The 13,120-nt window shown below is 44.1% G+C and carries 12 protein-coding genes and 1 tRNA gene; 6 read left to right on the top strand and 7 right to left on the bottom strand.

Annotated elements, in window-relative coordinates:
• The first annotated feature begins 139 nt into the window (after positions 1 to 139).
• Genes R3O62_RS04455 through R3O62_RS04435 form a run of 5 tightly spaced genes read left to right on the top strand, consistent with a single transcriptional unit; the run spans position 140 to position 7,338 of the window.
• Positions 140 to 1,183, top strand: coding sequence for an efflux RND transporter periplasmic adaptor subunit (locus tag R3O62_RS04455; protein WP_413958299.1), 1,044 nt, complete (start codon positions 140 to 142; stop codon positions 1,181 to 1,183).
• A complete protein-coding gene (locus R3O62_RS04450; protein ID WP_317472899.1) occupies positions 1,180 to 4,212 on the top strand; it encodes an efflux RND transporter permease subunit in 3,033 nt (1,010 codons plus the stop codon). The genes R3O62_RS04455 and R3O62_RS04450 overlap by 4 nt, the downstream gene beginning before the upstream one ends.
• 2 nt (positions 4,213 to 4,214) lie before the next feature.
• Complete coding sequence (locus tag R3O62_RS04445; protein WP_317472898.1) at positions 4,215 to 5,504, top strand: TolC family protein; 1,290 nt, start codon at positions 4,215 to 4,217, stop codon at positions 5,502 to 5,504.
• 42 nt (positions 5,505 to 5,546) lie between these two features.
• On the top strand, positions 5,547 to 6,572 hold the full coding sequence (locus R3O62_RS04440) for a sensor histidine kinase (RefSeq protein WP_005781652.1): 1,026 nt from the start codon (positions 5,547 to 5,549) through the stop codon (positions 6,570 to 6,572).
• A complete protein-coding gene (locus R3O62_RS04435; RefSeq protein ID WP_005822438.1) occupies positions 6,565 to 7,338 on the top strand; it encodes a LytR/AlgR family response regulator transcription factor in 774 nt (257 codons plus the stop codon). The genes R3O62_RS04440 and R3O62_RS04435 overlap by 8 nt, the downstream gene beginning before the upstream one ends.
• A gap of 69 nt (positions 7,339 to 7,407) precedes the next feature.
• Here R3O62_RS04435 and R3O62_RS04430 read toward each other — a convergent pair.
• The 5 genes from R3O62_RS04430 to R3O62_RS04410 form a co-directional block, all read right to left on the bottom strand.
• A tRNA-Ile gene (locus tag R3O62_RS04430) sits at positions 7,408 to 7,481 on the bottom strand.
• 95 nt (positions 7,482 to 7,576) lie between these two features.
• Complete coding sequence (locus R3O62_RS04425; RefSeq protein ID WP_005791909.1) at positions 7,577 to 7,888, bottom strand: DUF4491 family protein; 312 nt, start codon at positions 7,886 to 7,888, stop codon at positions 7,577 to 7,579.
• A 3-nt stretch (positions 7,889 to 7,891) separates the two neighbouring features.
• Positions 7,892 to 8,356 carry an Lrp/AsnC family transcriptional regulator gene (locus R3O62_RS04420; protein ID WP_032529828.1) on the bottom strand — a complete coding sequence of 155 codons (465 nt, stop codon included), beginning with the start codon at positions 8,354 to 8,356 and terminating at the stop codon, positions 7,892 to 7,894.
• Positions 8,357 to 8,554: 198 nt separating this feature from the next.
• Positions 8,555 to 9,424: an FKBP-type peptidyl-prolyl cis-trans isomerase gene (locus R3O62_RS04415; RefSeq protein ID WP_317472897.1), complete on the bottom strand. Its 870-nt coding sequence runs from the start codon at positions 9,422 to 9,424 to the stop codon at positions 8,555 to 8,557.
• A gap of 20 nt (positions 9,425 to 9,444) precedes the next feature.
• Positions 9,445 to 10,029 carry an FKBP-type peptidyl-prolyl cis-trans isomerase gene (locus R3O62_RS04410; protein ID WP_005781661.1) on the bottom strand — a complete coding sequence of 195 codons (585 nt, stop codon included), beginning with the start codon at positions 10,027 to 10,029 and terminating at the stop codon, positions 9,445 to 9,447.
• Between the two features lie 344 nt (positions 10,030 to 10,373).
• On the opposite strand from R3O62_RS04410, the gene R3O62_RS04405 reads away from it, so the two are divergent.
• Entirely contained in the window at positions 10,374 to 11,084 is a 711-nt protein-coding gene (locus R3O62_RS04405) for an SIR2 family NAD-dependent protein deacylase (RefSeq protein ID WP_005781663.1), read from the top strand.
• On the opposite strand, the gene R3O62_RS04400 is transcribed toward R3O62_RS04405, so the two are convergent.
• Together R3O62_RS04400 and R3O62_RS04395 are read right to left on the bottom strand one after the other, a co-directional pair.
• A complete protein-coding gene (locus tag R3O62_RS04400; RefSeq protein WP_223127686.1) occupies positions 11,018 to 11,791 on the bottom strand; it encodes a glycosyltransferase family 2 protein in 774 nt (257 codons plus the stop codon). The two genes, R3O62_RS04405 and R3O62_RS04400, sit on opposite strands and share 67 nt — an antisense overlap.
• Positions 11,784 to 13,049, bottom strand: a complete 1,266-nt coding sequence (locus tag R3O62_RS04395; RefSeq protein WP_005781668.1) for a glycosyltransferase family 4 protein — start codon at positions 13,047 to 13,049, stop codon at positions 11,784 to 11,786. The genes R3O62_RS04400 and R3O62_RS04395 overlap by 8 nt, the downstream gene beginning before the upstream one ends.
• Positions 13,050 to 13,120 lie beyond the last annotated feature (71 nt).

Below are 13,120 nucleotides of genomic sequence, written 5' to 3'. Positions count from 1 at the left end.
AATATCTCCTGATAATCTTTTTATCGGCTTCATCCCATATACTCCTGACTCAATCTTCATTTTTCCGGTCTCAGAATCTTTACTTCCTTATTACATCGTCTGATTATCTATTTTTGTCGGGAAATTAAAAAAATAAGATATGAAGATAGGTGCATTATTAGTTACTCTCTTACTGCTATTTTCTTGCACAGATAAGGACAGTAAGCAAAGTCAGGACTTTATTGTCAGGACAACACAAGCTATTCCGGGCTTTGGACAGAACACAACGGAGTTTCCGTTCATTGCGCAACCTTTCCGTACATCGGAATTGTCGTTTCGCGTAGGAGGCCCCATCGATCGTTTTGAAGTATATGCCGGTAACTCTTACAAACAGGGGAGTATTATTGCTGAAATAGATCCGCGTGACTTTCATATTCGTAAAGAACGGGCCGAAGCGATCTATTGCCAGGCTAAAGCTGAGTTTGAACGAATAGAGAAGTTGTACGAGAAGAATAATGTTTCGGCCAGTACATACGAAAAGGCCAAGGCTGATTATACCACTGCTAAAGCAGCTTTTGATACCGCCTCTTACGAATTGGAGGATACTCGCTTGATAGCTCCATTTAATGGATATGTGGGAGAAGTGTATATAGAGAAGTTTCAGGATGTGAAGGCTACTCAGCCGGTCATTTCATTTATTGATATAGACCGGCTGAAAATGGAGATTTATGTTACTCAAGATATTGCATTTACTTCACATCCCGGAGATACTGTTCAGATACGTTTTGATGCCCGGCCGGATAAGATTTATAAGGCAGGGATTATGGAAATATCGAGGGGGACAACCCGCAACAACCTTTCTTATTTACTAACGGCCATTTTACCAAATGGAAAAGGGGAATTACTGGCTGGTATGTCGGGTAAGGCAATATTTGATGTTTCCCGGGTAACAAATCCGGTTGGTGTTTCCATTCCGCAGACAGCTCTATGCCATCGTCCGTCGGAAGGTGATTATGTGTGGGTTGTAAACACTGACACTCATCAGGTGAACCGTAGACAGGTGAAAAAGGGAAATCTGCTTCCTAACGGTTATATTATCATAATCGAGGGATTACAGGATAACGAGACTGTGGCTACAAGCGGACTACGCTTTTTATCAGACGGCATGAAAGTAACAATCTCTTCTAAGGCGAATTCATTATGAAAATGGTAAAGTACTTTCTACAGAAAAGAGTTGTTACAATCTTATTGTTGGTGCTGATATTGGCAGGAGGCCTGTTTTCTTATTTTAAAATGGGAAAATTGGAGGATGCCCCTTTTACTATTAAGCAAGCATTGGTTCTGACTTCTTATCCCGGAGCTTCACCGTCAGAAGTACAGTCGCAGGTGACCGACATTCTGGAAGAAGCCATACAATCTTTGGGTGAGCTTTATTATCTGAAAACAGAAAATCGTGCCGGACTATCGAAGATTACAGTTTATGTGAAGAAAGAAATCCGTGCTGACGAGATGCAGCAGCTATGGGATAAGTTGCGCCGGAAAGTGAATGATGTGCAGGATAAATTGCCGGCCGGTGCGGGAACTTCTATCGTGAACGATGACTTTGGTGATGTGCTCGGCGTATTTTATGGACTGACGGGGGATGGCCATACGTATAGAGAACTGGAAGATCAGGCTAAACTGATAAAGAATGAATTACTAAAAGTCAAGGATGTGGCGAAGATTGAGATCTATGGTGTGCAAACACCGACGATTGATATTCTAATCAGTCCTGCTGTGATGGCACAAAGTGGAGTTACGACTTCCGACATTGCACGAGCTTTTGAGGCTCAGAATAAAGTTGTGGATGCCGGTGGTATGGATGCCGGTACCAATCGTATCCGTATTGAGTCTACCGGTAACTTTTATTCGCTGGATGATATCCGGAATCTTACTATTGTTTCACGTAACGGTGAGCATTTTCGTTTGGCTGATATTGCGAAGATCGAGGAGAGTTATCAGACTCCTCCTGCAAACCAAATGCGTATAAATGGTAGTCCGGCAATTGGAATTGCCATTTCTACTGTACCGACAGGAAATGTCGTGGATATGGCAGAGGCTGTTAAAGCACGTATTGGTGAGTTGTCTCAAACCATGCCCGATGGTTATGAGTTGACTCCCATCTACGATCAAGGCTATGAATCGGCGGTAGCAAATCAAGGGTTTATCTTGAATCTGATTATTTCGGTTATCACTGTTGTTGCTATTCTGTTGTTCTTTATCGGATTCAGGAATGGGGTTCTGATAGGTAGCGGATTGGTTTTCTCTATCTTTGCCACCCTTATTGTTATGATGGCATGTGATATTGCTCTTCAGCGAATGTCGCTTGCCGCGATTATCATTGCTATGGGAATGCTGGTTGATAATGCCATCGTCGTATCCGATTCTGCACTGATTAACATGGAACGGGGAATGCGCAAGCGGGTTGCTATCATGCGTGCATGTTCGTCAACCGCTATGCCTTTATTGGCAGCGACAGTTATTGCTATCCTTACTTTCCTGCCGATTTACTATTCACCCCATATTACCGGAGAGCTATTATCATCATTGGTCGTGGTGATCGGCGTTTCGTTGATGTTCAGTTGGGTATTTGCCCTGACACAGACTCCATTTTTCATTCAGGAGTTTGTACGACGTCCGCGTCCCGAAGAGTTGAAAGCATCCCTGTTTGACGGGAAGTATTATAATCTTTTCCGTAAAGCATTGCGTTGGGTACTTCGGCATCGCACGGTGACGGTTGCTTCGTTGATTGTTTTGTTGTTCTTTTCGGCCTGGAGTTTCAAGTATATTCCCAAGGTTTTTGTACCCGCTCTGGATAAGCAATACTTCACTGTCGATATGTGGTTGCCTGAAGGGACAGCGATTGAGGAGACTGACCGTATGGCGGGCGATATAGCCGATTATATTCGTAGGCATGAAGAAACGGAGATGGTTTCATCTTATATAGGTCGTACTCCGCCCCGTTATTATTTATCGAATATATCTTTTGGTCCACAATCCAACTATGCCCAATTGTTAGTGAAGTGTAAGAGCTCCAAAGAATCAAGGACGCTGAATGCTCTGTTGCAGGATTCTATCCGGCTGAAATACCCGGAACCTCTGATCAAGGTGAATAAGTTTGAATTAAGTCCACTAACGGAGGCTATGATAGAAGCTCGCTTTCTGGGGCCTGATCCTGCCGTTTTGGACTCGTTGACAGGCGTAGCGATAGAAATTATGCGTCGTAATCCTAAAGTGGCAGATGCACGCAATGAATGGGGAAATATGACGATGGTGATACGGCCGGTTTACGATCCGGTGAAGGCCGGTGTCCTTGGCATAACCAAAGCACAGATGATGGAGTCTGTAAAATCGATTAGCGACGGAACCAGAGTGGGAGTTTATCGCGACGGTGAAAAGAAAGTTCCTGTGTTATTGAAGTCAGAGGGAGTTGACATTACAGATGTCCGTTCTTTGGGTAATTTCTCGGTGTGGAACGGAGAACATTCGGCGCCTCTGTCGCAGGTGACGGAACGTATCGAGTCAGTATGGGAATGGCCGCAGATCCGTACTTACAACCGGCAGCTGTCTATGGCTGCTATGTGTGGAGTGAAACCTGGTCATACAATGGCCGAAGTGCATGGAGAGATTCGTGAAGAGATAGAAGCGATGGAGCTGCCCGAGGGTTATACTTTCTTTTGGGACTCGCAGTACAAAGATCAGGGGGAAGCGATGCAGGCAATCGGTAAATTCTTTCCGTTGGCTTTTCTTGTGTTGGTAGTTATTCTGGTCGCTTTGTTCGGTAACTTCCGTGATCCGGTTATTATCCTGTGTGTACTCCCGTTATCCATCATTGGAGTAGCCATAGGTATGCTTCTGACTGGATTTGATTTCGGTTTCTTTCCGATTGCCGGATGGCTGGGATTATTGGGTATGGTTATCAAGAATGTGATTGTATTGCTTGATGAAATAGATGTGCAGCGCCGGGAGGGGGTTGTTCCTTATACGGCTGTGATTGAATCTACGGTTTCGAGAACTCGTCCGGTGTTAATGGCCGCCACGACAACAATTCTGGGTATGGTTCCCCTGTTGTTTGATATAGCATTTGGAGGAATGGCAGCTACTATCATTTTCGGGCTGACATTTGCCACATTGCTGACCCTTTTTGTGACTCCGGCACTTTATGCTATGTTTTATAAGATAAAAGAGAAATGACGATGAAGAAAATAAACAGATGGCTTATCCTTTTGTTGTGTGTTCCGACAGCTTCTTTTGCTCAGCAAAATAATCTGCTGCAGAAGTACAGGTCGATGGCTGTAGATTATAACCACGACCTGAAAGCTGCGGATAAGAATATCGCTGCAAGTATCGAATTGGAGAAAGCGGCACAGAAGGACCTGAGACCCAAATTGTCGGGGGATGCGAATTTTCAGTATACCGGTAATCCCCTTCAGTTGAATCTTGATTTACCCTCGATGCAAAATCCGATGACTTTTGAAGGGAGAAATATGAAGTACGGGGCTTCACTCTCTTTATTGCAACCTGTTTATACGGGTGGACGATTGTTGGAGAATATCCGGTTAGCTAAACATCAGCAAAGTCTGGCCACATATCAAGCCGATTATTTCCGTTCGGCTGTGTGTTATCAGACAGATATGCAATACTGGAATACTGTTGCGCGTTCGGAAATAGTCCGCATAACTACCGAATACCGTAATTCGGTCGCTACTCTCTCTCAGACCATTCGGGAACGGGTGGAAGCTGGATTGGTCGATCCTCAGGATTTGCTCATGGCGGAAGTGAAACTGAATGAAGCGGAGTATCAGCTGTTGCAGGCTAAGAGAAATCTTGAAACAGGGCGTATGGCACTAAACTCTCTGATTGGTGTAGAACTTCATGCCCCGACTGAAATAGAAGATACGATTTCTGCAGTTGTATTAGATGGGGAGTTATGGGAGACTGGTGGAACCGACCGTCCGGAGTTGAAAATGGCTTATGCTCGGATTAAAATGGCAGAAAGCTCAAAGAAATTGACAGATGCTAAATATAAGCCTCAATTTTATGTAGGTGTGGATGGAAGTTATTCTTCACCCGGTTATGATTTCCATTCTGATCTCGACCCTAATTATGCGGTTTACGCCAAGCTGTCCGTTCCATTATTCGAATGGGGGAAAAGACGTGATGAAAAGCGGGCTGCGTCTTTGAAAATAGGTATGGCAACCGACAACTTGAACCTGGTAACCGATCAGGTAAAACTGGAAGTTGAAACAGCCCGCGTTTCGCTTTCCCAAGCCTTAGAGCAGGTACGGCTTACCGAAAGCTCACTGGGCAAGGCTCTTGAAAACGAATGTATGGCATTGGAACGGTACACTGAAGGGAAGGTCTCTGTCATAGAAGTGATTGAGGCACAAACGTATCGGCAGGCCTCCCAAATCAACCATGTACAAGCGAAAGTCTCGGCACAAGGATCTTATTCCGAATTGATCAGAGCTTTGAATAAATATTAAATAGTTTATGATAATTACCCGAAATATAATAGCTTTGTTCGCATGAAATGGAATACCCTGTTATATGGTCTGCTATTCTCGGGATTAGGTATCTTTTCCTACCTCCTGCTTGTCAACTATACGGAGCTTACTCCTAAAGTAGCGGATGTTCTCTATTCAAAGGGAGCATTCGTCTTCTTTATTGCAGCTCTCAATGTGCTGGGATATTCTACACTTCGGATCAGTTCGTGGATAAACAATCAGTATGCACTCAATATCCGCCATCGTTGGAAAATAACAGCTACTTATCTCGTCGTAACCCTGTTGTTCCTTCTGCTGAACTATGGTCTGCTGATTACTGCCAAATTATTGGCAGGCCTGCCCAATCTGTTCACTTTCTCGAATGGCGGTTGGCGTATCCTGATTGTAGTCTGGTTGGTAGAACTTGTGATTGTAGGCTTACTATTGGCAAATCGTTCCATCCAGAACAACCTGAAACTGCAACAAGAAGCTGCAAAATTGCAAACGGAGAACGATACTGCCCGTTATGCGGCTTTGCAAAGTCAGTTGAATCCTCATTTCCTGTTCAACAGTCTCAATACATTGATTGCTGAGATAGAATACAATCCGGGCAATGCGGTACGTTTCACCAAGCATTTGTCCAGTGTATACCGTTATGTATTACAATGCCAGGATAAAACATTGGTTACGTTGGCAGAAGAATTGGAGTTTTTACAATCTTACTTGTTCCTGCACGAAGTTCGTTTAGGGGACTGTATTAGCTATAACTGTTGTATTCCTTCCGGATATACCGGTTGCATGCTGCCCCCGCTGACTTTGCAGTTGTTGGCAGAGAATGTTATTAATCACAATTCCATCACATTGAGTAAACCCATGAAAATAGAGATCTGCTTAGAGGAAGAGTATCTTGTGGTGAGTAATCCCATACAACCGAAGAAGAGCCATGAGTCTCCGGGCGTAGGGTTGAAAAATTTATCCAATCGTTGCCTGTTAATGCTTGGCAAAGAGATAATCATCCAAAGGGAAGAGAAAGTATTTACCGTAAAAGTTCCTTTACTGTATGAATAAGTTAAATGTAGTTATTATAGAAGATGAAATTCCGGCAGCACGTCTGCTGCATTCAATGGTGTCCGGACTTCGTCCACAATGGACTCTGACTATGATTCCGGGCAATGTAGACGAAGCTGTAGCTTGGTTTCATGAGCATCCCCATCCTGATCTTATCTTCCTCGACATACATCTGGCAGACGGGAATGCCTTTGATTTTCTTTCTGCGGTACATCCTTCCTCTGTCATTATCTTTACTACAGCGTATGACCAGTATGCCATCCGTGCATTTACGGTCAACAGTATTGACTACATACTTAAGCCGATAGACGAGAAGCGCTTGTCGGAAGCTATTGTGAAATATGAAAGCTTACTGAATAATGCAGTTCCCCGGCCGGAAGATTATCTGGGTGTCCTGCTTGAAACACTTCAACACAAAGAGAAACGTTACCGTACCCGTTTCCTTATTTCCGGGGTAGACCGTTTCTGGTCTTTACAAGTTGCGGATATTGCCTACTTTTATTCCGAGAATAAAGTGACGTTTGCTGTTACCCGGAAAGGTCAGGAACATATCATCGATCTGTCTTTGAATAAGCTGATGGAACAGTTGGATCCGGAACGTTTTTTCCGTGCCAACCGTCAGGTCCTTGTCAGTATCGATGCAATCGACCATGCCGAGCCTTTTTTTAACGGAAAAATAGTAGTAACCGTCCGTCCGCCTTATAAATCGAAAATTACGATCAGCGAAGAGAAGCTTTCTGCTTTCAAACTATGGCTGAATCATTGAGAAAATAATTGTTAAGGTATGTATAAAACGAAATCGACCATAGATTATATAATCTATAGTCGATTTCAGTGGGCCAACTAGGGCTTGAACCTAGGACCTCCAGATTATGAGTCTGTTGCTCTAACCAACTGAGCTATAAGCCCGATGTATCCTTTGTATCGGATGCGGGGACAAAATTAATGCTTTTGGGTGAATTATGCAAATATTTCAGCCAAAAACTGACTCTTTTACGTATGTCTCAAAACTTGTATGTCCGTTTGGGATTCTTAGGGAACCAACCTTTTTTCACTCGTTCTTCTTGTTCAAAGACTTCTTTGATAGTCCAGAAAGAAGAAAAAGCAAATACACCCAGAAGAGACGAAACAAGTATGTTGTCGGTGCTCAACGAGGCAGCTACTCCTGCGATACCCAATATCAGGAAGATCCACCAGCATTTCGTTCCCCAATAATATTCCGCTTTTACCACAACAGGGTGAAATAAGCCTATAATCAGAAACGTGCAGATCCCAATAAGTAACCCTGACAGGTGATATTCATTCAACCACTCCATCGGTTATTTATCTGCGTGGATAGGGATTTCTTTCTTGATGCTTTGCTCCAGCGAGATCAGGGTTTCGGTGGCAGTCACTCCCGGTATCTCCTGCATTTTGTTGTTTAGCAAGTCCATCAGGTGTTCGTTGTCGCGTGCATATACTTTGGTCAGCATGGTATATGGGCCGGTCGTGAAGTGACATTCTACGATTTCCGGAATATTTTGTAACTCGGCTACTACAGCTTTATACATAGAGCCTTTTTCCAGTTTGATACCAACATAAGTACAGGTACGATAGCCCAGAGATTTCGGGTTTACATGATAACCTGAGCCTACAATGACTCCCAGGTCAATCAGTCTCTGCACGCGTTGATGGATAGCCGCACGTGAAACGCCGCATTCTGCTGCCACATCTTTAAAAGGGATACGGGCGTTCTGAGAAATAATCTCCAGAATCTGCCTGTCAAGGTTGTCTATTTTTTCCATAATAATAAATGTAAATTCCAATTGTTATCAAATAGTAAGCAAATATAGAGATTTATTTTAATTTCTCTATATAAAAGTCAGAAAAAACAGAAAAATCGTATACTTTCTATTGTAATTATCCGGATGCAAAAAAAGAGATGCCGGATACAATTATCCGGCATCTCTCCTGTTTGTTTTTCAGCAAAGCCTGACTGCTTCTTATTTTTCTATACCCAGCAATTCGATTTCGAATACCAATGCTGAGAACGGTTTAATCTGTCCCATGGCTCTTGAGCCGTAAGCCAGTTCTTGCGGGATGTAAAGTTCCCATTTAGAACCTACAGGCATCATTTTCAGAGCTTCTGTCCAACCTTTGATAACTCCGCCTACGTTAGTCACGAACGGTTCGTTACGTGTGTAAGTGCTTTCGAACTCTGTTCCGTCAATCAGTTTGCCTCTGTAGTTTACTTTCACTTTACATGTATCGTTAGGAATTTCACCCTTACCTTCAGTGATCACTTTGTACTGTAATCCGCTTGCAGTGGTTTTTACTCCTTCTTTTGTTTTGTTTTCAGCAAGGAATTTCTCACCTGCAGCTTTGTTATCGGCATATTTTTTCTCGGCAGCTTTTCCTTTGATGCTTTCCATCATCTTTTGAATCAGCACCTGAGCTTCTTCTGGAGTGATTTTCATATCTTTGTTAAGTACACCTGCGAACACACCTGCAAGGATATCGCTCTTGTTGACAGTCATAGTCGAGTCGTCAGCGAACAGCTGATGATTCATACCTTTGATAGCCTGAGGACCAGCCATCTGTGATCCGATCTGCAGACCGAGCAGATAAGCCTGGTCTTTTTTGCTTGTTTTATTGGCAGCATCGTTTACGCCTTTCAGGAAGTCTGCAATGTATGCTGTATCCATCTCCATGCGCTGTGACAGATAGTCTTTCAGACCGTTAGTCTGGCTGATGCCGATAGCGTATGACAGTGAATCTACATCGGTTTTGAGAGTGGCTTTAGGAGCCTGAGCCGTACATGAAGCTAAGCCTGTTGCTATGGCTACAGCAGCTAAAATACTTACTTTTTTCATTTTGCTTTACGATTTTATTTTTATAATACTTCGATTAATTCTACTTCGAATACGAGTGTGCTGTGAGGAGGGATCATTTCTCCTGCTCCCTGTGCGCCGTAAGCCAATTCAGAAGGGATATAAAGTTTCCATTTTGAACCTTCCGGCATCAACTGCAAAGCCTCTACCCATCCCGGGATTACCTGATTTACACCAAAAACGGCAGGTTGTCCGCGTTTGATAGAGCTGTCGAACAAAGTTCCGTCAATCAGTGTACCTTCATAGTGGCATTTCACCTGATCGGTAGCCTGGGCTTTCTTTCCTTTACCTTCAGTGATTACTTCGTATTGTAGTCCACTGGGCAGGGTAACAATATTCGGTCTTTTTTTGTTTTCTTCCAGGAATGCTTTTCCTTGTTCGATGTTAGCTGCATTCATTTTGGTTTCCAGCTCTTCGAAATATTTATTCACGATTTCGCGGGCTTCCTGATGGCTGATGGCTGTCTGGTTTCCTTCGAGCACATCTTTTATAGCTTGAGCAAAGTCATCTACTGCGATGCCTTTAGCACCCATTCCTAATAAATTCTGGCCGATTCCGAGGCCAATTGCATAACTAAATTTATCCATATATTTTTTTGTTGGAGACCGAATGTTCTATTTCACTTTCAGTCAGTTGCAAATTAACAAGCGGCAAAAGTAAGTGTTTTATTTGAATGATTTTACTTTTTGGTTTTAAAATTTCTTATTATCGGCTAACTTCGTAACCGGGATGGAAGATGTTTATTGAAAGGATTGTTTGTATTATCCAATGCGATCCGGGTCAGGCGGTCATGGGAAAGGCATTGGGAAGAAGTGGAATGTTTGGTGGTTTCTTCGTTTATTCGGAGATTTTAGTTAAATTTGTGAGGCTCCATCTTCTGGCTTTTCTCGAAAACGGGCAGAGGGGGCTTTTCTTTAAATTAATAGTTGGTATGAAGAATCTGGTTGTATTGTCAGGCGCCGGTATGAGCGCCGAAAGTGGTATCAGTACCTTTCGTGACGCAGGAGGGTTGTGGGATCGTTATCCGGTGGAGCAGGTAGCTACCCCCGAGGGGTATGCGCGTAATCCCGAATTGGTGGTCCGTTTCTATAATGAACGACGTAAGCAGTTGCTGGAAGTAGTACCCAATCGGGGGCACGAATTGCTGGCCGAACTCGAGAAAGATTTCCGTGTAACGATTGTAACGCAGAACATAGACAACCTACACGAACGGGCAGGCAGCAGCCACATCATCCATTTGCATGGTGAACTGACTAAGGTATGTTCAAGCCGGGATCCGAATAACCCCCACTACATTAAAGAACTGAGGCCGGAGGAGTTTGAAGTAAAGATGGGTGATCTTGCCGGAGACGGTTCGCAGCTTCGTCCGTTTATAGTTTGGTTTGGTGAGTCGGTCCCGGAGATAGAGACAGCTATCAATTGGGTAGAAAAAGCCGATATCTTTGTGATTATCGGTACATCGATGAATGTATATCCTGCAGCGGGGTTGCTTAATTACGTACCTCGGAATGCAGAAGTATACCTTATCGATCCCAAACCGGTGGATGTGCATAGCTTCCGCCCGATACATGTCATTCAGAAAGGAGCGTCGGAAGGAGTGGCTGATTTGATGAAGAGACTTCTTACCACAAACCAGGCATGATATGCAAGGGTACTCAGTAAACCATAATATCGGGTCATGATGCGGAACCGTTCGAGAAGTGATTTCTTGCGGTTCTGCGTTGTCATCCCCTCTTCCAGATAATCAACCAGAGTGAGATGTGTGTTGTGTAAGGTGCGTGCCTTCTTCATGATACGTATGCACCAGTCAAAGTCTGCCGAGAAGCGATACTGTAAGTCATATGGTTCGACGAGTGTGTGGCGGGCAAAGAAAGCCTGATGGCATACGAGCATTCCCTGTTTGAAACTTTTCCAGGACAGGGTCTCCGGTGCCGATAACCTGCGCATGCGGAGGAAGTGTCTTTCTGTGTCTACCAAGGCGGTTTGCCCATACAGCACGTCGGGCAGTTCATTGGCATTGATGGAGTGAACCATCTTTTGCAGTGTATCGTCTTCATGGAAACTGTCTCCGGCATTCAGAAAACAAAGATAGTCTCCTGTTGCCAGGGCAATCCCTTTGTTCATTGCGTCATAAAGTCCTTTGTCCGGTTCACTCACCACTCGGCTGATCCGGTCCCGGTATCGGTTTACAATCGCCATAGTGCCGTCTTTCGATGCACCGTCGATGATGATATATTCCACATGATGATAGGTCTGTGAAATCACGCTCTGTATGGTATCCTCCAATACCTTTTCGGCATTGTAAGTCACCGTGATGACCGAGAATCTGGGGCTGAGGTGGCTATGCATATCTTCCTGTAATTTTGTTGTAGACATCGATGTATCTCTTGGCGATGATACTTTCCGAATAGTTGGCAATCGCTTTCCGGTTAGCTTGTTCCGAGAGGGAGGGATAGTCCGGATCGGTCAGTGCCCAGTAGATACCGTTGGCAAAATCTTCGGATGATTTGTATTGTGCTACATATCCGTTATGCAGATGATCTATCATTTCCGGGATGCCGCCTACGTTAAAGCCAATGCAAGGTACACCGCATGCCATAGCTTCCATGATGGTATTAGGCAGATTCTCTTCCAGTGAGGGGGTGACAAAGAGGTCGACTGCATTGTAGACATCCACCAACTCGTGTTCGTTGCTTACATAGTTAAGCGGGTATACTTTGAAGGGAAGAAGTGATTTCAGTTGTTCCGATTGCTTGCCAAAGACAACCACACCAAGCGATTCTTTCAATTCTGGATGCCTATCTGCCAGTAACTTGCACGATTCAATCAGATAATCGATGCCTTTCCGCTTATCGGTAATTTTTGCCGAACCGAAAAGGATCAGTTTACCATTTTGGGGTAGATGACATTTGCGGCGCGCTTCTTTTTTGTCTCTGGGCTTGAAAAGATTGGTATTTATGGGGTTAGGAATACTGATTACTGTCTCTCCTGCCAGCAAGGCACTCTTTTCGGCCTGTCCTTTCAGCCATTGGCTGCAAGTGATGAAAGTGATCGGGGCTTCTTTATAGAGTTGTTGCTTCTTATGAAAGATACGGTTTGACAAATCTTTCTTGCTTCCTCCCCCGTATAGGTACGGGCAGTGATGGCATTCCTGATGATAGTTGGTACATTCGCGGGCGTGATGGCAAATGCCCGTGCAGGGCCACATGTCATGCATGGTCCATACGACCGGTTTACCGGATTTCAGTATCTTCCGGATATCGTTTAATGACAACATTCCCTGATTCACCCAATGCAGATGGATGACGTCTGCCTGCTGGAACTCGGGCAAGCTTGTAATATCCGTACCCGTATTGGCTATATCGACTGCGAAAAGATTATTTTTCTTGAAGCGGTTGGCTTTCCAGATGACGATACGTTCCCAAACGAACCTCCATACTTGCCACCAGTTGCGTTGCAGACCTACTACACTGATCTGGTCGGTTTGCTTGTCGCGCACCAGCATTTTGGCTTTGATACCGTTGTTTTTCAACGATTCCATCAGGCGGCTTGCCGCGACGGCTGCTCCACCCATACGTTCGGAAGTATTGATAATTAAAACTCTCATTCGATCGAAATGTTTTGGCAAAAGTAGTGGTTTTCGGTGAGAAACCGTACAAAGTCACATATTATTTGTAC

It is taken from the genome of Bacteroides hominis (assembly GCF_033042785.2).
GTDB lineage: Bacteria > Bacteroidota > Bacteroidia > Bacteroidales > Bacteroidaceae > Bacteroides > Bacteroides hominis.
The sequence above is the reverse complement of the archived record's forward strand: the minus strand, read 5'-3'. Positions and strand labels throughout refer to the sequence as shown.

Excerpts from the sequence above, each read along its gene's own strand:
- R3O62_RS04455 (WP_413958299.1), top strand. The coding sequence starts at position 140 with ATGAAGATAGGTGCATTATTAGTTACTCTCTTACTGCTATTTTCTTGC.
- R3O62_RS04450 (WP_317472899.1), top strand. The coding sequence starts at position 1,180 with ATGAAAATGGTAAAGTACTTTCTACAGAAAAGAGTTGTTACAATCTTA.
- R3O62_RS04445 (WP_317472898.1), top strand. The coding sequence starts at position 4,215 with ATGAAGAAAATAAACAGATGGCTTATCCTTTTGTTGTGTGTTCCGACA.
- R3O62_RS04440 (WP_005781652.1), top strand. The coding sequence starts at position 5,547 with ATGAAATGGAATACCCTGTTATATGGTCTGCTATTCTCGGGATTAGGT.
- R3O62_RS04435 (WP_005822438.1), top strand. The coding sequence starts at position 6,565 with ATGAATAAGTTAAATGTAGTTATTATAGAAGATGAAATTCCGGCAGCA.
- R3O62_RS04425 (WP_005791909.1), bottom strand. The coding sequence starts at position 7,888 with ATGGAGTGGTTGAATGAATATCACCTGTCAGGGTTACTTATTGGGATC.
- R3O62_RS04420 (WP_032529828.1), bottom strand. The coding sequence starts at position 8,356 with ATGGAAAAAATAGACAACCTTGACAGGCAGATTCTGGAGATTATTTCT.
- R3O62_RS04415 (WP_317472897.1), bottom strand. The coding sequence starts at position 9,424 with ATGAAAAAAGTAAGTATTTTAGCTGCTGTAGCCATAGCAACAGGCTTA.
- R3O62_RS04410 (WP_005781661.1), bottom strand. The coding sequence starts at position 10,029 with ATGGATAAATTTAGTTATGCAATTGGCCTCGGAATCGGCCAGAATTTA.
- R3O62_RS04405 (WP_005781663.1), top strand. The coding sequence starts at position 10,374 with ATGAAGAATCTGGTTGTATTGTCAGGCGCCGGTATGAGCGCCGAAAGT.
- R3O62_RS04400 (WP_223127686.1), bottom strand. The coding sequence starts at position 11,791 with ATGCATAGCCACCTCAGCCCCAGATTCTCGGTCATCACGGTGACTTAC.
- R3O62_RS04395 (WP_005781668.1), bottom strand. The coding sequence starts at position 13,049 with ATGAGAGTTTTAATTATCAATACTTCCGAACGTATGGGTGGAGCAGCC.